Annotated in this window: 19 protein-coding genes and 1 pseudogene; 6 read left to right on the forward strand and 14 right to left on the reverse strand. The window is 60.2% G+C overall.

From position 1 onward, the window contains the following. Positions 1 to 59: 59 nt before the first annotated feature. From HZZ13_RS01165 to mblB, 5 genes are all read right to left on the reverse strand, one after another. Positions 60 to 254 (reverse strand): hypothetical protein, encoded by a 195-nt coding sequence (locus HZZ13_RS01165; protein ID WP_197957845.1) that lies wholly within the window; start codon positions 252 to 254, stop codon positions 60 to 62. 350 nt (positions 255 to 604) lie between these two features. Beyond that, a complete protein-coding gene (locus tag HZZ13_RS01170) occupies positions 605 to 838 on the reverse strand; it encodes a hypothetical protein (protein WP_197957846.1) in 234 nt (77 codons plus the stop codon). Between the two features lie 408 nt (positions 839 to 1,246). Further along, the gene (locus HZZ13_RS01175) at positions 1,247 to 2,449 is read right to left on the reverse strand and encodes a patatin-like phospholipase family protein (RefSeq protein ID WP_283817099.1); all 1,203 of its coding nucleotides are present in this window, start codon (positions 2,447 to 2,449) and stop codon (positions 1,247 to 1,249) included. Further along, positions 2,424 to 4,667 (reverse strand): anti-phage 6A-MBL system cap2_3 protein, encoded by a 2,244-nt coding sequence (gene cap2-3, locus HZZ13_RS01180; protein WP_197957848.1) that lies wholly within the window; start codon positions 4,665 to 4,667, stop codon positions 2,424 to 2,426. Before cap2-3 ends, HZZ13_RS01175 begins: the two co-directional genes overlap by 26 nt. Then, positions 4,664 to 5,830: an anti-phage 6A-MBL system MBL-fold protein gene (mblB, locus tag HZZ13_RS01185; RefSeq protein ID WP_197957849.1), complete on the reverse strand. Its 1,167-nt coding sequence runs from the start codon at positions 5,828 to 5,830 to the stop codon at positions 4,664 to 4,666. The genes cap2-3 and mblB overlap by 4 nt, the downstream gene beginning before the upstream one ends. A 903-nt stretch (positions 5,831 to 6,733) precedes the next feature. Between mblB and HZZ13_RS01190 the strand changes: the two genes are divergently transcribed. Together HZZ13_RS01190 and HZZ13_RS01195 are read left to right on the forward strand one after the other, a co-directional pair. Further along, positions 6,734 to 7,441 (forward strand): FAD/NAD(P)-binding protein, encoded by a 708-nt coding sequence (locus tag HZZ13_RS01190; RefSeq protein WP_197957850.1) that lies wholly within the window; start codon positions 6,734 to 6,736, stop codon positions 7,439 to 7,441. After that, positions 7,398 to 7,880 carry an FAD/NAD(P)-binding protein gene (locus HZZ13_RS01195; protein ID WP_197957851.1) on the forward strand — a complete coding sequence of 161 codons (483 nt, stop codon included), beginning with the start codon at positions 7,398 to 7,400 and terminating at the stop codon, positions 7,878 to 7,880. The genes HZZ13_RS01190 and HZZ13_RS01195 overlap by 44 nt, the downstream gene beginning before the upstream one ends. A 10-nt stretch (positions 7,881 to 7,890) precedes the next feature. Here HZZ13_RS01195 and HZZ13_RS37565 read toward each other — a convergent pair. The 4 genes and pseudogenes from HZZ13_RS37565 to HZZ13_RS01210 all read right to left on the reverse strand — a co-directional run. Beyond that, positions 7,891 to 8,068: pseudogene (locus HZZ13_RS37565) on the reverse strand (ATP-binding cassette domain-containing protein); the annotation flags it as partial. Positions 8,069 to 8,152: 84 nt separating this feature from the next. Beyond that, positions 8,153 to 8,392 carry a hypothetical protein gene (locus HZZ13_RS36585; protein WP_246504236.1) on the reverse strand — a complete coding sequence of 80 codons (240 nt, stop codon included), beginning with the start codon at positions 8,390 to 8,392 and terminating at the stop codon, positions 8,153 to 8,155. Positions 8,393 to 8,475: 83 nt separating this feature from the next. Beyond that, positions 8,476 to 8,721, reverse strand: coding sequence for an FAD-dependent oxidoreductase (locus HZZ13_RS36590; RefSeq protein WP_246504237.1), 246 nt, complete (start codon positions 8,719 to 8,721; stop codon positions 8,476 to 8,478). A 290-nt stretch (positions 8,722 to 9,011) separates the two neighbouring features. After that, positions 9,012 to 10,106, reverse strand: a complete 1,095-nt coding sequence (locus HZZ13_RS01210; protein WP_197957852.1) for an LLM class flavin-dependent oxidoreductase — start codon at positions 10,104 to 10,106, stop codon at positions 9,012 to 9,014. A gap of 399 nt (positions 10,107 to 10,505) precedes the next feature. Here HZZ13_RS01210 and HZZ13_RS01215 point away from each other — a divergent pair, with 399 nt between their 5' ends. The 4 genes from HZZ13_RS01215 to HZZ13_RS01230 all read left to right on the forward strand — a co-directional run bounded on the left by HZZ13_RS01215 (position 10,506) and on the right by HZZ13_RS01230 (position 14,239). Next, positions 10,506 to 11,276, forward strand: a complete 771-nt coding sequence (locus HZZ13_RS01215; RefSeq protein ID WP_197958089.1) for an ABC transporter permease subunit — start codon at positions 10,506 to 10,508, stop codon at positions 11,274 to 11,276. Continuing rightward, positions 11,273 to 11,998 (forward strand): ABC transporter ATP-binding protein, encoded by a 726-nt coding sequence (locus HZZ13_RS01220; RefSeq protein ID WP_197957853.1) that lies wholly within the window; start codon positions 11,273 to 11,275, stop codon positions 11,996 to 11,998. The genes HZZ13_RS01215 and HZZ13_RS01220 overlap by 4 nt, the downstream gene beginning before the upstream one ends. A gap of 21 nt (positions 11,999 to 12,019) precedes the next feature. Continuing rightward, positions 12,020 to 13,018 (forward strand): NrtA/SsuA/CpmA family ABC transporter substrate-binding protein, encoded by a 999-nt coding sequence (locus tag HZZ13_RS01225; RefSeq protein WP_197957854.1) that lies wholly within the window; start codon positions 12,020 to 12,022, stop codon positions 13,016 to 13,018. Positions 13,019 to 13,687: 669 nt separating this feature from the next. Continuing rightward, the gene (locus tag HZZ13_RS01230) at positions 13,688 to 14,239 is read left to right on the forward strand and encodes a hypothetical protein (protein ID WP_197957855.1); all 552 of its coding nucleotides are present in this window, start codon (positions 13,688 to 13,690) and stop codon (positions 14,237 to 14,239) included. A 4-nt stretch (positions 14,240 to 14,243) separates the two neighbouring features. Here HZZ13_RS01230 and HZZ13_RS01235 read toward each other — a convergent pair whose 3' ends face one another. Genes HZZ13_RS01235 through HZZ13_RS01255 form a run of 5 tightly spaced genes read right to left on the reverse strand, consistent with a single transcriptional unit; the run spans position 14,244 to position 19,679 of the window. Continuing rightward, positions 14,244 to 16,103, reverse strand: a complete 1,860-nt coding sequence (locus tag HZZ13_RS01235; RefSeq protein WP_197957856.1) for a phosphoenolpyruvate hydrolase family protein — start codon at positions 16,101 to 16,103, stop codon at positions 14,244 to 14,246. Beyond that, positions 16,057 to 17,169, reverse strand: coding sequence for an ABC transporter ATP-binding protein (locus tag HZZ13_RS01240; protein ID WP_197957857.1), 1,113 nt, complete (start codon positions 17,167 to 17,169; stop codon positions 16,057 to 16,059). The genes HZZ13_RS01235 and HZZ13_RS01240 overlap by 47 nt, the downstream gene beginning before the upstream one ends. Beyond that, a complete protein-coding gene (locus HZZ13_RS01245; protein ID WP_197957858.1) occupies positions 17,169 to 17,996 on the reverse strand; it encodes an HAD-IIA family hydrolase in 828 nt (275 codons plus the stop codon). The genes HZZ13_RS01240 and HZZ13_RS01245 overlap by 1 nt, the downstream gene beginning before the upstream one ends. Further along, positions 17,989 to 18,759 (reverse strand): SDR family NAD(P)-dependent oxidoreductase, encoded by a 771-nt coding sequence (locus HZZ13_RS01250; protein WP_027571328.1) that lies wholly within the window; start codon positions 18,757 to 18,759, stop codon positions 17,989 to 17,991. Before HZZ13_RS01250 ends, HZZ13_RS01245 begins: the two co-directional genes overlap by 8 nt. Beyond that, positions 18,756 to 19,679 carry a ribokinase gene (locus tag HZZ13_RS01255; protein ID WP_246504239.1) on the reverse strand — a complete coding sequence of 308 codons (924 nt, stop codon included), beginning with the start codon at positions 19,677 to 19,679 and terminating at the stop codon, positions 18,756 to 18,758. The genes HZZ13_RS01250 and HZZ13_RS01255 overlap by 4 nt, the downstream gene beginning before the upstream one ends. Positions 19,680 to 19,693 lie beyond the last annotated feature (14 nt).

Below are 19,693 nucleotides of genomic sequence, written 5' to 3' on the forward strand. Positions count from 1 at the left end.
CGCCGCTGCTCCGGGATGAATCGCACAGAGCCACGTCGGTGTCTGGTCTTCTGTGACAATCAGCCGGCGGCGTCCTTGCGCTCGCGAATGACGAGTCTTCCGCTGACGGGCAGTGCGATCAGTTCGACGTTGAAACCTTTGCCGTCGTCATGCGGCCAGATCGCGCCGATCTTGGTCCAGAACGCACTCTCGCCTTCGCCGGTGATGACGAAGGCCTCGTGGCTCGGCTTCTTGGCTTTGGGTTTTGCAGGCATTGCATTCTCCAGGTTGGGTTTGCCGCAGGGGCAGCACCGGCCGGAGACAAAAACGTTCTGGTGCCGGTCGTTACCGGCTTGCGGTTGCTTTCAACTTAGCAGGATGCGGCGCGACAATGATTGCTGAGTGTCACTTCGATCGTCGAAGGGTGGCGACGAGGGCACGCTTCGTCGGACATAGGATAGGTTTGGGGAAGCCAAAGCTGGTTTCTGCGCAACCGAAGATGGGCTTGAGAATACAAAAGGACTGGAGGGTGCTCGTAAATGCGTGAACAAGCCTTGTGGTGAAAACCCTCAGAGGGGCCTTTCGCAAGCTTACGGCCAATCCCCGCCTTCGTCGCCTTCATCGATCACCTTCGGCATTCCTGGCCTTCGTAGGCTGGACGGAAATTGACGCAGAGCCCACCGAAGCCGCCTTCGTATTCGGCGTGTTCGGAGATGATTCCGTAGTGATCTGCGAGAACCTTGGCGACATGGGCTACGGAGGTTTTCAGCGCATCGATCAGGACACGTTGTGTGTCGTCGTCGAGCGTGGACGCGGCGATCGCGTCGCAAAGGTCGTTGACATTAAGGATCTTGGTCATTTGAGGATCTCCCTTTCGTTATCGGCTGCGCCAATCGCGGCCGGACGGGAAATTTCGAGGAACGAGGGGATAGCAGCGGCGCAATGGAGGGTCCGGCCGAGGGCTTCCTTTAGGGATACGTTGGATGCCTTGCGCAGATGCGCCTCGGGCCTAGTTTCCCCGCCCTATTGGCCGTGCATTGGGGTTAGATGCGCAACGGGAGATGGGCTTGAGACGCAATAGAACCGCGCTCAAGAACTTTTTAGTGTCGGGATGAGAGAGGAAAAGCTTCAGTCGTCCAGAGCGCCTAATGGCGAGCTCTTGGACGGCATAGGATTCAGCTACATTAACAGAAGTACGGTGAGAAGACGTCCGGGCAGAAACTTCGGAAATGAAGGTCCATGCCGTACGGTCGATCGCCAACACCTTTCAGAGATGCGGCATATAGCGATCAATGATAATGTGGGTGAGCTGTTCGCCCCGTTTGACCAAAAGATGAAGGTCTTTGGCAGGGATAGGCGCAAAGTCTGTCGGATACTGGCGCACTTCGTCGCGGCTCACCAAGTCAGCCGGACGATGGGGCAATCGTTGGTCCTGCTGGCCGAGATAGACCATTCCAAAACCCTCTAGGTCTCCGGTCTCAACATGGCGGTGAAGCCGGGCATAGACGTGGTCCTGCGACTTCCGATGCACAGCTTCAAAGGACTTTGCTACGCGGCTGGCCCACCAGAATGGGTGGTCACCTCCGTCGAGCTGGCCGGGGCCCGCATTCAGGCTGATGATGTGCGTGACGGGATATGTGTCAGTAATGTCCCCGTCCCGACCTGGTTCCAGTACAGCCACACCCAAGTTATCGAACACTCCGCCATCAGTCAGGACGACGGTCTGCGTTTGGGCGCGGCCAGCTTTGGTGAACCGGAAGGTTTCGATCAACGGCGGCAGAATGATCGGGAAGGCCGCTGAGGCGGCCACCGCTTTTGCGACGGTTGGAGCCACACCGTCAATTTGGCCATATCGCCAACCACCGGACCTTTGAGAGCCAAATCGGAACGCCGTGCCTGTCTTCAGATCACAGGCATTTATGACCACATGTAATCCTGGGCGCGCAACGTCGCGGACGGTCTTCGATCCAAAAAGCCTGGTCAAAGCCTGCTCGAATGCCGTAGTGAGGCTGCCCAAGATGGGTAGGGATTGCCGAAACGTTGCTAGGCTACGCTCGATTCTTCTCGTCGGAATTCCAGTAAAAATTCGCAGCAACGCGAGAAGTGATGATAAGCACCACAGAGCTAGGGTCGGCAGGCCGGTTATAATCAACGTCAGGAGAATTTTCGCAATCTGAGAGCTTAGCAGCGTCTCTTTCACGATCATCCGCTGGATGCCATTTTGAAGCAGCTCAACCAGCTTCTTGTCAAATGTGGTGAAATCATCGGAGCTGTAAGCATAGCACGCACCGATTACACTGCCCCCCGAGACGGTGGAGACCACCTTTACTTTGTCAAGGAGGCCTCGGTCATGAAGTGCCCGCAAACATCCCAAGTGGAACGCCATTGCACGTGCGCCTCCTCCAGACAGGGCGAGTCCGATAAACGGCCGCTTAGGCTGCGGGTTAGGACTGGTAGTCGGCGCGCTCAAAGACCGTCCCCGAAATGAGGGGCCGCGATGAGTCAGCCCCTATGATCATCATTAGAAAGCGCTTGGCCTGGAATTCATCCCCCGTGAGGAGCTTCGCCATCGCGCTATAATCGGTATGGCTAGGAAGAGGCATTCCCCCTGGATGCGTGTGCCACATTCCGACAAATGCAACAGACTTCCTGGTCCTTTTGATCTTTTCCGCATTCATTTCGAAAACCCCCGCCGTGCCGCAGACGAAAGCGGCGGCAGACTGAACGCTGTCCGGGGGCGGCCCACTAATCTCGTCTACCCAGATAATCTTCAGGAATTCATCGGTGTGGCCAAACAGGATGCCGCCTGTTTCAACGTGCCGACCATTCACCCGCTCTGATCTGCGCATCCACGAGCGCATTCCGGAAAGGGCAGCTTGACTTACGCGGACTTGGAAATCGTTGCGACCGTCCGGAAGAATGACATCACTTGGCCAGTCAAACTCGAATTCACGAAGAGCGCCTGTGCGTTGCCCCGTCAGATCAAAGGACCTGGCGCGCGAGACAGCAGCCGATGGATTTGCCAACCATCGGCTTGCGACGTTCGTCATTTGCGCGGTGAGTGCCATAACGTCAGCGGCAGAGCCGCGGAAGGTAGGACTGGAGCAACCAGGTTCCGGCTGAAACAAGCGCGTCCGGTCGGGACTTACAGGCCAGAATTCGTCAAGGACGTGCTTTGCTTTGGGTAGATTGGACAAGGCGATCTTTGTGCGGCGGTCAATGTCCAGCGTAATGCCGGGGGCGTCTTGTACTGCCATGGTCATTAGCGCCTGATCGGCTTTATGCCCAAGAGCCATGGAGATGATTGGCGGGTGGGTTTTCGGCCAGCCCTGAAATTGCTTCTCAAGTGAGGTTGCGACCATCGTCGAAGCAGTTGCATTGATGATCACGTCAGCGGCCAGGACATCTGCCAGTCTATCGGTGTTTTCAAGCAATCTAACGACATCCGCGCTCGACTGGAGAGCCTCGACAGAAGGATTCGCGAAGCGGACGTTTTCTGCAGTCGCTTTCGCTTTGTTGACGCCGATCTGATATCTGTCGAACAACTGTCTGACCAAGATGCCTGGCTTGACCGAGTCTTTGTCATACAGCTGCAATTTGCCGACACCTGCCCGAGCAAGCAGCATGGCGACAGCGCTCCCGATCGCTCCGCAACCAAACAGAACAACATGGCGCCCAGCCCACCATGCCAAAGCGCTTTCGGCATCCCTTCTCGTAACGATCTCGGGGCGGTCCTCAAGGACGCCGCACCACTCGATTTTGGCCTTTTCGGCCCAAATATAGAAGTCGGCGATATCAACCGGACTATCGTCCGTAGAAGCCTTGATAGCCTCGCGGATTTCATCGACGCGCTTAGCGTCGATCTGCCAGCAAGCTTGGTGCTGCAGACGTTGTCCGCCCGCAATGCCTCGCATGGCGGCGCCCAAAACGAAGATGAGTGACTTGCCGCTTTCACTTCTCAGCACGCCGAGCTGGATCATCAACCGAATAATCTCAACGGGCACATCACGAGCTTTAAGCTCCTTCAGGAGCCCCGAGAGCGTGTCTGGATATTCGTGCGGCATCCCTGTTGGCAGAAGCACGACGGCAGCCAACCGGCCGTCAGGGATAGTGCCGGAGTGCTCAATCCATTGGCCGAGTTCGATGCGGTTCTCGTTCTCGCGCGTGATCTTCGCATATCCCGCCCAGAAGGGCGGTTCTGGCGTGGGTGTATTCTGTGTCGGGACGACCTTTGTGCCGCTGACTCCATAGGTGACGGGCGGATGCAGGGGCATCCCAGCGGGATCTAGTTCACTTACAGCGGCCGCTCGGAGCCAATCATCGACACGCTGCATAAAGCCGAATAGACCATCTTCCGGCTGCCACTCGCTATCGGGTGCTTGATAGAGACAGATATAGTCACCCCATTGCACGTGCGAGAAGTCACGATAGCGCTTATGCGCGAAGTGCAAGCGCGGCAATTCCAAGGGGAATTTGGCTGGAAGCTTAAGTAGCAGCCTTTCCCGCGCCTTAAGCGGAATGCCGCCCTCTTTGCGAGGATACCCTGAGCAATCCACCGACAGCGAGACGGATGCTGTCTCGCCTTGGACGGCCGGCTCGACGATTTCGATAATCTCGAGCGATCCGGAGGAGGCTTGAACAATTTCAGCTAGTTGGCCGAGCGCCCAAGCCTGTCCTTCGGATTTCATTCGCGGCCGAAACCAACTTTGGCGCTTGGAGGTGCGGCGCGCCCGCGAGCGGCGGCCACGGCCGCTGCCAACGCCAACGTTTCTCGCGCGCTATCAGACACCTCGTATTCATCGTCGTCGAGGAAAACGCCGTTCTCATTCACGGTGAAGATGATCGGCCGCAGATTCTCAGGTGTGCTGTATTCACCCGTGCACAAGAAAGCGGTGTTGACGATCTCCTCATAGCGGTTCCTCGCCTTTACGTGTGGCGGGTTGTCGCCAGAGGAGTTCGACGCCGGGAATTCCGGCGAGCTGGCGACGATGTAACCGATGTCTAGCTGAGCCGTTTGAAGCTCGTCCATCGCGTCCTGCTGTAGCACATCGTCTTCGTACATCACCTTCTTCGAGCAGTGATGCGGGGCCAGCAGCACGTTCCAATTCAACATGGGATCATTGTTGTGATCGTGCGTTTGCTGAAAGGTTTGCATCAATGTCGGGTAGGAGACATCGCCTAGGAACAATCCATACATCGGGTGGTCCTGAGACCCAATGATCAAGCGCATCGTGACGCTGGTTTCGTTGCGGGCATCGGCTTCCCCCTCTTTGAAGGGACCGTGAATGAAGGCGTGGAATCTGTCGCTGACGTCTGCGCCATCAAGTAGGGTGATCGAAGAGCCCGGTCGCGTGTAGAACTGCTTCGGCAGATCATGGTATTTTTCGCCAGGCTCGAACAGAGAGCTGTAACCGATGACCCTCACGCGATTCCCGGCACCGGGATCGCCGCCGACTTTTATCGTCTTTGCCGCACGACGATGGGCTTCCTTGCGGAATACTTCCGCATCCTCGCATAGGACCTTCTCGTCTTCATACTCCCGGAAGATGTGCGGGCTATGCCATAGCTCTCCGATAACAACCCTTTTGAGCAGATCTGCGAAGCCACGGCAGTGGTCCTGGTCAGGATGCGTGAGCACGAAGCAAGACAGGTAGGGTTTCCCGTCGCGCTCGGGGAGCTTCGCGACCAGTTCATCAACTAGCGGGATGTGCTCATTATCGTCGTCCTCCGCCATGACCTTGTCGTTCAAATCAATCTGGAGCACTTCGGATTCACTGATCACAATGGTCGTGCTGTCTCCGCAGCCAACAGGCCAAAAAATGAAGGATGGTCCTTTCACGTCTGCAAACATCACATCTCCTCGGCCGAGCTGGCACTACAATTTGATTTTCAACCAATCCTGCAGCGCGAAGGGGAGCGTCTCCCATGGGACGGTCGGCTGCCGCTAACTAAAAAATATACATCGATTCCTGGTTGCAAGCCACGCGAGTGGCGCAGAAAGTGGCAGATATCCAATGTAAAATGGTGCGGGCGGCGGACCCGAGCCGGCACAGGCCTTGCAGCCCCAGGATTTTTATCACCTTTCGGCTCTCGCCGCCGCCCATCAGGCGTTCGTGGTCTGGACTATCCCTTCACCCTGGTACGCCAGCATTTTGCTTTGCCCATGCACGACGGGGCTTCTTCGAGCTGGCCGACAGATGTCACACGCGCAACGTGGAACACGACAGCATCGCGCGTGGCTCATCGTCGTTACGTCAGTCTGCAAGAATGGATTTCTCTTTGGCGCGCCTGCCGGCCGAATTATCTTCCTGCAAGGAAACGCGCCGCGCGTTTTCGGTTTCAAAGTTGCATAAACCGCCGACATTCGGGTCCGGCCCGCACCAAGATATGCTATGTTCCACAACATCTGCAATGCGGAGGACAGTCTATGCAGCCGGCAGCGTCTTGGCTTCAGGTTCTTCGTCGTATGACTCGGCGAGTACAGAGATGGCGCCGAAGACTTGCGCGCTCGGCGGCGGCCGACGGACGGGATAATCTCCACGAGCTCTTTCTATTCGGGCCGCACGGCTAACCGCGCCTCACGCATCCACCACGCTTGGGTCGAAAGTGGCCCAATTCCACGCTGGCGCCACCGCATCCGGCACCGAAATTAGATTACGTCGCGGCACTTTGAAAATTATCCCTAGCACCGCACAATCGTGTGCGGCCGGCTGATCGGTAGAGCCACAGCATGACGGGTTGCGGCGAGCGTCACGTGATCATCATCACGCATGTCCAGATCCCTATTGCTTTGTGCCTCGGCGCATATATTGGCGACTACATCGCGAGCCTGCTCGAACAGCAGGCATCGGATCGGGCGGACGCGCCACCTCTCTCGTGCATGGCACTTGCGTCGGCATCAGCGAAAGCGACGCCGACGTCCTGGTCAACTCTGGAGGATGGCCGCGCGCTTCTCGGAGACGCCGTCATCCTCGCGACCGGACATGACACAAGAGCTAGCAGTCCGGGGCATGCAGATCCCTGGGCGTCGCCTTCAGCCGCTCCCATCTCCCCCGACGCAACCGTTCTGATCCTCGGCACCGGACTGACGATGGTCGACTACGTCCTGTCGCTGCTCCGCGATGGGCACCGAGGCCCGATCATCGCGATGTCGCTGCGAGGCGTGCTCGCAAGACCCCGTCGCCGGGTCGATGCTGTGCCTATCGCGGAGACCGAGGTTCCGTTCGGCGCCGGAATCAACAGGTTGCTGCGCTGGCTGCGGGACCGCATTGACCGCCACATCGCTGAGGGAGGAGACTGGCGCGGTGTCATCGACGGTCTTCGTCCGTATACCCAGCGGCTATGGCGCGAACTTTCACCGATCTCCAAGCGTCGCTTCCTGGAGCACGCGCGCCTGGTGGGACGTGCATCGCCATCGTATGGCGCCCGAACTGGAGGGGCGGATCACCCAAGCCATCTATAAGGGGCAGCTCACCCTGTTGGCGGTGAAGGTGATCGGTACTGAGCCTAATGCCGCCGTCTGGGTCAGATATTGCCGACGCGGCGATGTCGACATTCGCGACATGCAGGTCGGCGCCGTCATCCATTGCACCGGCATCGTCAAGGATCCCCGCGCCACGCCAAATCCAGCGGTACGCAGCCTGGTCGATCGGGGCCTCGCACGGGTCGACCCGCTCTGTATTGGTATCGATACGGACGCCGACTGCGCGATCATAGATCGCAACGGCATTGGCTCGCGCCGGCTGTTCGCAATCGGACCGCTGACCCGCGCCGCCTTCTGGGAGATCATTGCGATCCCCGATATCCGCAACCAATGTGCGGCACTCGCCGCGCGGCTGGCCAAAACCGACAGCGAGCAACCGCCGGAACCCATCGTCAGCTCGCCAGCGTCTACCTGCTGAAGCCGGCTGGGGTCGATGGCTTTTCCAGCCCGTTCATGAGCCGCACCAGGCTCGATTTGCCGGCGCCGGAGCGCCCAATCACACCGTTGATCGAGCCGCGCGGGATGCAAAATCGATGTCCTGCAGCGCCTGCAGGGATTGTCGCGGTAGGCGCGATAGACCTTCGAGGCCGCCTCGTACCGCACCATGGCGTCGTTTGCGGCCGGTGCAGGTGCGACGGGCGGCAGAAATTCGATAGGCCGCACCGCAGTCAGGAATTGATGTGCGTCCATTCAGTCATCCAGTTGCAGGTGGCCTTGGCCGCTCGGGCGCAGCGAGACCGTCCAGCGGTCATGCTTCTGCCTGCGCAGGCCGTTGGCGCCGGCAACGGCGCCGCTGTCGTCCACGAGCAGTTCGAGCGCAGGACTGTGATCGAGGATGGTGACGCCGGCCTGCTTGGTGCGCTTGAGCATCAGGCGCATATATTCAGGCCCCTGCAGCGAGTTGCGTTGCGACCGGCCGCGCTCGTCCATCGGATAGGGATAGCCCCAATCGGCCAGACGATACGCGCGCCATCCAGCGACGATCCTGGAGGTAGCTACCCATTTTCTCGCGGTTAGCCATCGCGACCTCGCGCGACGCCGGATCCGGATCGACATGCGCCGGTGCCGGCCGCCGCAGTCGCGCCCGAGGTGCCGCAAAAGCCCTTGTCAGCCAGCACCACGCGCGCGCCGCGTTCAGCGGCGCTCACCGCCACCCAGGTACCGGCCGGTCCGCCGCCGAGCACCAACACATCGGCGTCAAACTCCACGGATCCGGGCTGCGCGGATAGCCGCTCGGCGCGGTCGGGTTGGATGGTCATGACTCACGTCTCCGGGCGGACTCGATCGCGTACCGCGTTGCACCACCATCGTTACGCGCGCAAACGCCGCCGGCAATTTCAGATATTTGCAGAGAGTTGGACGAAGCTTTCTCAGCCCTCACCGGCGGAAGAAGATTCGTGTGCCGGATACCGAATGTTTCGCCGCTGCGATGAGGCGCGACACGAGATTCCGCGCAAGGACGGCCAGCGGAGACGGATATTTTTGTCTTGCTCGTGGCCGCCCGTGATTCAGTCTCTCACGCGTGTCCCATCGGCATCACTGGCGCCATTTAGCAGGCGCCGGTCACGAGCGTCGGCCTGTCGTTGACTTTGGTCGGCGGCGCCGCGTGCACCCGCGGGATAATCTCCTTGGCAAAACGCTCCATCTCCGCCTCGAACGGCTGGAATTGCAGCATGAACAATTCGATTCCAGCGGCATGAAACGCCCGAATGCGGGCCGCCACCTCGTCGTAGCTGCCGACCAACCCCGCGGCGGTCCCGCCGTTGCTGCCGACCCGCGCCGATTTCTGCATGGTCTGCATCATGACGACCTTCGGGTCGGTGTTCTGCTTCTGGATCGCCTTGATCGGCGCATCCTTCTTCGACAGATCGAGCAGCCGCTCATAGGCGGCTTGCGCCTCGGCGTGCGTTTCGCGCGTGATGACAAAGGCGGACAGGCCGAAACGGAGCGGCGCCCCGGCACGCGGCCGGGCCGCCACGTCGGCAATCAAGCCGGCGACATCCTCGAGCGGCTGTCCGTTGATGAACCAGACATCGCCGTGATCGGCAACCAATGCGCGCGCCGGTTCGGATTCACCGCCGACATAGATCAACGGCCGAGGCCGGTAGAGGCTCGCCGGCCGCAACACATAGTCGCGGACGTCGAAATGCTCGCCCTTATAGGTCAGCCGCTCGCCTTGCATCAGGCGCGACACCACCGTGATCCATTCGCGGCCGTAGGCATAGCGGGCGTCGTGCTCGGCGAAACCGATGCCCGCCCTGTCGAGCTCGGGCCGATTCCAGGCATTGACCAGATTAATGGCGAACCGGCCTTGGCTGATGTTCTCGATCCCGAGCGCAAGCTTGGCCAGCACGACCGGATGGTAGAGATAGGGCTTGATGGCCGCGATGATCTCGATCCGGCTGGTCAGGGCCGCCAGTGCGGCCGCCGCGCTCCAGGCCTCGAGCTGATCGAGATCCTCCTGGTGCGGATTGATCGTATGCTGCGCGATCAGCGTGGAATCGTAACCCAGCGCCTCCGCCGCGAGCACGAGATCGCGATTGCGCTCCCATGATGCATCGTATGGCTCTTCGGGATCCTGATAGGCAGCGCGCGAACCGTGCACCAGCGCCCAGATGCCAAAACGGAGCGGTCGTATCGTCATCGGCTGTCTCTCCCGAATTCTCCTTCGCATTGACCCGTTTTCCGCAAAGCGCGGCGAGAGATCAAGCGACGCCGCATCAAAAGATTTTCCTTGTCGTGTTGCGCACACGGATAAATCAGAAAACTCGGGAACAAACGACAATTGGAAAACCACTCTATTTCTGTCCGCCGAAAATCGTGGGACAGTTTGCGGCGCGTGAACGACGGTTTCATTCGAATGGCGACACATTGCCGACCGGGTGAACGAAGACATGCGCCGCATCAACGACTATCGTGCGCAGCGATTAACAAGGACGAATTCATCTTGAGCAACCTCGAACAGACCGCCTCATCGGTCGCATTCGATGCCGCGCAGCCCAGCGACAATGCCGTCTCACGCGCTCGGAAGGTTCCGTTCGAGATCGGCCGGCGCGGTTTGCTGCTGTTGTCGTGGCTTGCTCCGGTCGTGCTTCTCATCGTCTGGGAGCTGCTGGCGCAGGCCGGCTGGTTGTCGCCGCAGGTACTGCCCGCGCCGAGCAAGGTGCTCAGGACCGCATTCAAGCTGGCGGCCTCGGGAAGTTTGCTGAACGACCTCGGCATCAGCCTGCTGCGCGCGATTGGGGGCTTTACCATCGGCGCCAGCATCGGCTTCGCACTAGGCATCCTGGTCGGCTTTTCGCGGATCGCGGAGGCCGCCATCGATCGCAGCGTCCAGATGATCCGTGCGATACCGTTCCTCGCCCTGCTACCGCTGGTGATCGTCTGGCTCGGCGTCGGCGAAGCCGAGAAGATCTTTTTGGTCGCGCTTGGCGTGGCCTTCCCGATCTATATCAACACCACGCTCGGGATCCGGCAGATCGACCCGAAGCTGATCGAGCTTGGCCGCGTGCAAGGGCTCGGCACGCTGGACCTGATCCGGCGCATTGTCCTGCCGGGCGCCCTGCCCTCGATCCTGACTGGGGTTCGCTATGCACTGGCCACCGCGTGGCTGGCGCTGGTGGTGGCCGAAACCATCGGCGCGCAATCCGGGATCGGCTTTCTCGCCATGGACGCGCGCGAATTCCTGCGCACCGACGTGATCGTGCTGACGATCGTGATCTACGCGCTGATCGGCGTCGCAGCCGACGCGATCGCCCGCACTCTCGAGCGTCGCCTGCTGGCTTGGCATCCGAACTATGGGGGCACACGGTGACCTTGCACGTTGTCCCCTCTTCGACCGCGGCTTCGCCGGCCGTCGCCGTGACACATCTCTATCGCGCCTACGGCAGCCGCGTCGTGATCGAGAACCTCAACCTGCGCATCGAGCGCGGCGAGTTCGTTGCCCTGCTCGGTGAAAGCGGCTGCGGCAAGACCACGCTGCTCCGTGCGCTGGCCGGGCTCGACCCGATCGACGGCGGGCGCATCGCCGCACCGCGTCGCCCAGCGGTGGTCTTTCAGGAGCACCGGCTGCTGCCGTGGGACACCCTGTGGCGCAACGTGGCACTCGGCCTGCAGGCAGCCGATGCCCGCGAGCGTGCGGCCGCGGCGCTGGCCGAGGTCGGGCTCGGTGACCGGCTCGACGACTGGCCGCGTAACCTCTCCGGCGGCGAGGCGCAGCGCGTTGCGCTGGCCCGCGCCCTGATGCAGGAACCCGAGTTGCTCCTGCTTGATGAACCCTTTGCCGCGCTCGACGCGCTGACCCGCATCCGCATGCACCATCTGGTGCGCGAATTGGTGGCCACGCACCGGCCCGGCGTGCTCCTCGTCACCCATGACGTGGATGAAGCGATCGCGCTAGCGGACCGCATCCTGGTGATGCGCGACGGTCGGATCGCCTTCGAGCATCGCACCAGCGGTCATGGTGCGCGGTCGATTGCGCGCGCCGAGCTGCTGGCCGAGCTCGGCGTCGTCGCCTCCCACCCCATCCCTGCCTGAGTTCTCCGGAAGGACACTGTCATGTCTAAATTCGCAAACCCTTCCCGCCGCGGTTTCCTCGGCGGCGCCGCCTTCGGCATCGGCGCGCTGGCGGGCTTTGACCTGTCCCAGACCGCGGAGGCGGCGACCGGCCGTGTCACCGACACCGTTCGCCTGACCTGGGGTTTGAGCGGCCTGAACCTGATCGCCAAGGAGCGCGGCCAGTTCGAGAAGCTGCTCGCCAAGGACGGCATCAAGGTCGAATGGCTGGGGCCGTTCCCGAACCACGCCCCGACGCTGCAGGCGGTGACCGGCGGTAGCGCCGATTTCAGCTTCGGCGGCAGCACGACCCCGGCGCTGGCCGCGATAATCGCGGGCTCCCCGCTCGTGTTCACTCAGTTCGTGGTCTACGAGCCGCGCACCACCGCGATCATCGCGAAGGACGATTCCGGCATCAACAGGATTGAGGATCTGGTCGGCAAGTCGGTGGCGGTGAACCGTTCCGGTCTCGGCGAATTCCTGCTGGTCGCGGCGCTCGAGAAGCACAAGGTCGATCGCTCCGCAGTGAAATTCGTCTACCTCAATCCGCCGGATGCGGCACCGGCCCTCGCCTCCGGAAAGGTCGACGCGTGGTCGATGTGGAGCCCCGGCGTCGACATCGCCCGGCTCGAATACAAGGCGCACGATATCTTCCTCGAGGGCCGCGACCTGGATTTCCAAATCGACTACACCTCCTATCTCACCACGCGCAAATTCGCGACCGAAAACCCGGCGCTGGTCCGCGCGGTCAACGAAGCATTTCGCGCCGAGGGGAAATGGATCTCGGAGAACGGCAAGGACGCGGAGTACATCGCGCAGAAGGCCGGCAAATACAGCGACCAGGTGCGCGATCAGTTCATCGCACTGAACCGGACATATCGCTACTTCCCGGTCAACGACGAGAAATTCGTGTCCGAATTGCAAAAGGCCACCGATTGGCTGGTCGCGCGCAAGGTGCTGCCTGAGCCAGTCAAGGTCAGCGATTACCTGGCTCAGCTCTGAACCAACGCCGCCCTAGCCTCAGCCGGATCCACGCATGAACAAGTCAGTCTCTGCCCATTCTTTTGAAGCCCCGCATAACGGCGGCCACCGTCACGGGAGGCCTTCGAAGCAATTCTCTGAACTGACTGGGGCAAGCGTAGCCGGCGGATCTTTGTTGGATTGGGCTCCCGCATGGTCGCGAGCCGTCCAATTCCGCGACACCAGTTCCCGACAGCGCGGCGAAGCGCGCTCCGCTTCAAAAAGATGCCGCTGCCGGAGTTTTCCAGCAGCGGCGCCAGTCAGGGAGGAAGCAGACGAGCCGGTCTGCTAGCGGATCCGTAGGGCGCAGATAGCTCGCCCGAAATTTTCATACCCGAGACGCTTCACGGACCCTCTTTCACCGCGAGCGGAGCTCGCTCAGTACGCTGCAGCAAATCGCATCCGGCACTCAGGACAGGCGCGGAGAGCCCAATTAAGCAGCCAGCAGGAGACGGCGCCGACGACCATCCCTTCCCAGCCGAACCTGGCTCCTGCGCCAAAGAAAGCAGGACGAACGTCGTGGTCTAGACCTGCATGAAGCGGCGTGTAAGATCGGCTGAAGCATCAATTGGGTAGGGTTGGGTAGAAACCGTGAGAGCCAATGTCTTAGGTCGCCTTGCCGCAAGTCTCTCCGCGTCTCGCGGTGATCAGATGACGATCTATGCGCCGTCACTGCGGACCCTTCCACCGAACGCCATGCTGGTCATGGCCACGCTTCCCGTCATCGACTGGAACGACTGTCTCCTGCGGGACTTGCAAGCGGGGCCCAAAGTGCCCCTTTCCTGCTATGCGGCGATCGTCATGATCGACCCGTTTGCATGCTGGGAAGATCTTGGTGATTTGTTGGAAGCTGCAAGGATGACCGGAGTGACGAACTTTCCGCCTGCCTCCATGATCGAACGGACACCGGCAGGAGTGCCGCTCGATCGCGGTCAGGAGCTCGAGCTTCGCCGTATGGAGTGGTTTGCAAGGCGAGGGTTCAAAGTCCTGTTTATCGCGGCAGACGAGGCAAGGATGACAGCAGCCGAGCAACGGCTAGGTTCACAGCTGGATGGGTCCGTCTATCTGCGACCCGAGGCGCTTGAGCTGCCGATTGGATCGGACATCAGCCTCGTAAGCCTTGGCTCTCATGGCTCGTCATCGGTACCGAAGTTCTCCCTGGAACATGCCGCCACGGCCAAGCAGCCGCTCCGACGGGCATGAGGCCTTATTCGAGGATCCGCAGTTTCTTGATTTTGTTGTAGAGGGTTTTGCGCGAAAGCCCGAGAGAGCGAGCAGTCTTGCCGCGGTGAAGCCGATTTCTCTTCAGGCCCTCGATAATCCAGTCTCGCTCGGACAGCGAGGCCGCGGGCCGTGCGCCTGAAGGTGGCCCCAACAACGGCTTTAGCACCTCACCGGTGATGTGACTTGATGGCAGCGTCACGAGCTGGTTCACGACCTGCCGCAACTCGCGCAAATTGCCTGGCCAATCGTGGCCGGCGAGCGCAAGGAATGCAGAGTTTTCTATCGTGAGCGTCTGGGCGCTAGAATCTCCTTTGGCTTCGACGGTGAAGTGTTGAACGAGTTGCGGCAGATCTTCAAGCCTGTCGGGTAGCGAAGGTAATTGGACATCCAGCCCGGCAAAAAGGTCGAGAAGCCGCGCGCACAGAACCGTTTCAAGGCCAGCGCCTCGGGCCACGGTCGCGGTCGCAATGATCCGGGCATTGGAACGCATGACAGTTACCCCGTACAGAGGGGTAAATCCGCCTGTCTCAAGGTAATCGGCAAGGCGCTCCTGTCCATCGCGCGAAAGTTGGTCGACATGCAATAGCACGACGGCACCGTCACTCGACGCCTCCAGGAGTGACAATTGACGTTTGCCGCTCTCAAGACGCTCGGCGCCGAACAACGGGCCAAGTATATCCATTGCCGGACCGGGACGGCAATGAAACAGCGTCGCCTTGGCGTGCCTGCGGTCGCTAAACGCGTGGACCAGGGATGCTATTCTACGCTTGCCGGAGCCAGCCTCCCCCCAGATGAGGACCGGGCGGGGGGTGGCCGCAACGCGTTTGGTGATCTCGAGGATGCGCTTCATTGCCGAGGACTGCGCGATCACGCCGTGCCTGAAACCACTCAACTGCAGCTGCCGTTCGAGTAGATCCACCTTCTCGCGCAACAGGTGGATGGTCTTGAAGCCCGACGTCACCTCGAGGACCGACATCTCCAGAGGCACGCGGTCCAGCGAAGACCCTCCGATGAATCCCTGGATTCCGGTCTCGCGACAGATGTCCAGGAGTTCATCCGGCTTTGTGATCGGGCCCCCACCAAGCAGGCAGATGGTGCTCTTGTTGACGGATTGAGCAACGCGCGCAACGGCATTCGTACGGGCTGCAAGTTCAGACAGGCTGATCGATGGATCGGACTCGCTTTCAACCCCGCGGTTTAGATTGAAGTTGATGCAAATGGCCTCGGCGCCCGCTTCGACCATTCGACGCGCCTCGGATTGACTGCGCGTATAGGCAATCGTCATCAGGCCGCGTTTTGCAGCTTTCACGAGGAACTCGATTTCCCGGGAGTAACCGAGACCACACTTCTCGAGCAATGACCTGCGCTCATCGTCGATGTGTATGACCGATGGGAAGTTGGTCACACCGGCAAATCCCCATTTGATGATCCGATCGAGCCAACGATCAAGATCGAGCTCGGGGTCGAAGGTACAGGCGCCGAAGAAGACCGGCAATTTCGTGCTGGGCAGGATTTCGGTCCGTCCGAAGCTTGCCACGAATTCGTTACTGTTGCGGATTGGGAGGATCGAGGCAGGTGAGGCCCCACCCATGGCTCGAAAACGGCCCGCATTGAGCGCGAGCACAAAATCGGCCCCCGCCCGCTCGGCGGCCCTGGCGGTCATGCCCGACCCGATCCCCGCACCAAGGACAAACGAGCGGGAATTGCGGAAGAACTGCCTGATACCGGCTCCCTTCACCTCAGCCGTCCGCCTGTCGATCCTGAGCCGCGCATCATCGCACGGCTCTACGTGAAGACTAGCTCCAACTCGCCGGTGCGCGCAACCGCCGTACCGCCTTTCCATTGCTCATGAACAAGTGGCAATCGGCTGGAGCGGCGGTGAGGGTGAGCTTGGAGGCGCCTTTGGGCCAACCGGATTGTGGCGCCCTGGCGACGAGAGCTTCGTTTCCGGCATTACCGTAGATGTACGTGACGCTGCCGAGATGCTCGACGAAATCGACCCCAAGTTCAATCGAGATCTCCTGCTGCCCGCGCATTGACGAGGAGAAGTCGTCCGGGCGAATTCCAACAGTGACCGGCTTGCCAACCAGCATCTGGTCCGGCTGAACCGGAACGGAGATCGTGGGCCCGGCGTTCAACCGGACGTCCATGCCATGTTCATGAGCTGCCTCGACCTTGCCGCCCAGGAAGTTCATCTTGGGCGAGCCGATGAATCCTGCCACAAAGCGCGAAGCGGGACTGTGATACAGATCGTGCGGGCTGCCGACCTGTTCGATGTTGCCGTCCTTGAGCACGACGATCTTGTCAGCCATGGTCATCGCCTCGACCTGGTCATGCGTCACATAGATCATGGTATTTCCGAGCTGCTTGTGGAGCTTGGCGATCTGAACCCGCATTTGCACGCGCAACTCGGTGTCCAGGTTGGACAGGGGCTCATCGAACAGGAACACTTTTGGTTCTCGCATGATGGCGCGTCCGATTGCGACGCGCTGGCGTTGCCCGCCTGAAAGCTGTCGAGGCTTGCGATCCAATAGATGGTCGATCTGCAAGAGCGACGCTGTTTTGGCTATCTTGGCGGCGATCTCGGCTTTCGAGGCTTTGGCCATGCGCAGGGGAAAGGCCAGATTCTCCCTGACCGTCATATGCGGATAGAGAGCGTAGCTTTGAAAGACCATGCCGAGGTTGCGATCGGCCGCGTCGATGTCGTTGACGAGCTCATTGTCGATGAGGAGCCGCCCACCGCTGATAGGCTCGAGCCCGCCAATCATGCGCAAAAGCGTGGATTTGCCTGATCCGGATGGACCGACGAAGACGACAAATTCGCCGTGATCAATCGCAAGGTCGATATTGCGCAGGATCTCGATCGTCCCATAGGCCTTCTTCAAACCTTCCAGGCGAACATCGGCCATTATGCCCTCCTCTGTTGTGGGCGAGCCGCGCGAGCGGCACTTACCTCAATGTCGCGCAAGCTCGATACGATGAAGTCGGGGGCCATCTGGGACGGATCCTGACGCATCGGCACGCCGGTTGTAACAAGCACCGTAGCAAGCCCCGCTTTCTTTCCGGCTTGAATATCCGTAGGAACTTGGTCCCCGATCATGATCGTCGAAGCCCGGTTCGTACCGAGGCGTGAAAGCGCTGTCTCGATCATCGGCACGTGCGGCTTTCCGACGATCGAAGGCTGCACTTGCGTCGCGGCAGCTACAGCTGCAATCGTCGCACCAGCCCCAGGTTCGAACCCGTTGGCCGTCGGCAACAGAAGATCGGGATTGGTTCCGATGAAGACAGCGCCATTGAGGATCGCCTCAACGGCAATTCGCATCTTCTCGTGCGTGATATCCCGGTCAAGCCCCATCACAACAACTTCGGGGCTCCGGTCAGTGACCTCCAGCCCGACTTCGCGCATGGCCGTGACAAGCGACGGAGCGCCGATGACATAGACTTTCGTCAATTCCGGATAATTCGTTCGAATAAGTTCTGCAGCCGTGATGGCGCTTGTCACGACCTGTGACGGTGCGATCGCGAGGCCAAATCCCGTCAGCTTTCGGACGACGTCCTCAGGGGTATGCGTGGAATTGTTCGTCACAAAACAGAACGGCACGCCGGCTTTCCGCCATCGCGCAAACGCTTCTATGGCATCCGCGATTGCGGTGCTGCCACGATAGACGACACCATCCAGATCGGAGATGATCCCATCTATTGGCGGCCAGTTGACGGCGGAGCTTGTGCTAACCATTCATCAGCATCCCGCCATTCACATGGACAATCTGCCCGGTCATGTAGGAGGCTGCGGGGCTAGCCAAGAACACAGCGAGGCCTGCGATATCTTCCGGCAATCCGACCCGGCCCAGTGGAATCCGGCCACTATGACGCGCTTCGGTCTCTTCCCGAGGGCGCCCGTGCATGGGCGTGTCGATAATCCCGGGTGCGATTGCATTGACGTTGATCTTGAGCGGAGCACATTCATAAGCGAGCAGCTTTGTCACATCGTGCACAATGGCTTTTGACAAACAATAGTCGGCGCCGCCAGCCTGGTAGTTGAAAACCGCGCCCTGCGATGACAACGACGATCCGACATTGACGATCCGGCCGCCCTTGCTCTTCATGAAGCGCTCGATAGCTAGCTTGGCGCAGCGAAGCACTGCGACGGAGTTGATTTGGATGGTTTTTTCGATTCGATCGGCATTGCCGGTCAGAAGCGGCTGAGCCGATTTTATTCCGGCGTTGTTGATCAGGACATCGAGCCTGCCGAAGCGCTTGGCGATCTCATCAAGCACCCTGCCGACATCGTCTTCTCGTGACACATCCATGCTCATCGGCAGGATGCCGTTGCCGTACGGCAAGCGCGTTAGAATGTCCCGGAGGTTTTCCACATTTGCGTCGGTTGCCAGGACGTTCGCACCACCTTGACGGAAAGCATTGGCAATGGCTGAACCAATGCCTCCACCCGCACCGGTCACGAGCACGGTCCTGTCTGCAACTGAGAACTGTTCGGTCATTCCAACTCCAGGATAGTTTGAGACTTGAGAAACTCGTCAACGGCTTCGCTGCTTGGCATTGCGCTTTGCGCGCCGCGTCGCGTTACACACAGCGCTGCCACTGCAAGGGCCTTCTTGACCGCTTGCCGTATCGGTAGCCGCTGAGCAAGAGAGGCTGCGAAGGCTCCATTGAAGGCATCGCCTGCGGCGGTCGTATCAACGACCTTCACAGGAAATGCCCGGAGCGCAAAAGACGCGCTGGCATCGGCGTAGTAGGCGCCCTGCGCGCCAAGCGTGATCAGGGCTGCTCTCGGGCCGAGATCAAGGAGCTTTCCGGCGGCATGAGCGGCGCTGTCGAAGTCGTGCACCTCGACGCCGGTGAGCTCGAAAGCTTCGGTCTGGTTTGGAGTGACGAAATCAACACTCCTCCACGCCGCCGCCGATAGGCCGGCCCTCACGGGGGCCGGATTGAAAATGAGTTCGAAGCCTTTGACGCTCTTCATTGCAAAGAGGTGATTGAGGGCGCCGACCGGCATGCCCATCTCAGCAACGACGATTGCGTCCCGCTCAATGAATTCGGCGGCCTTTTCGACCATGCTTGGTGTGACATTTGCGTTGGCTCCGGGGTCTATGACGATCATGTTGGAGCCATCGTCACCGACTAGGACGAGAGCTGAACCCGATATCTCCCCTGGGCACACCGCCACTGCATCGAGACCGACACCTGCCTCACGCAGCGCTTGCAGCAATGATCGACCGTCGTCGTCATCGCCTAGCCGGGTGTAAAAGCTCGGCCGAAGGCCCAATCGAGCGGCGGCGACCGCCTGATTGGCGCCCTTGCCTCCCGCATGCCGCTTCAAGCTTCCCATCAGGCTTTCACCGGGCGTTGGAAGCCGCTCGACGTTGAAGCAGAGGTCGAGATTTGTCGTTCCAAAGAACATCAATGGCCTCGGGC

Source organism: Bradyrhizobium agreste (genome assembly GCF_016031625.1).
GTDB classification, from domain to species: domain Bacteria; phylum Pseudomonadota; class Alphaproteobacteria; order Rhizobiales; family Xanthobacteraceae; genus Bradyrhizobium; species Bradyrhizobium agreste.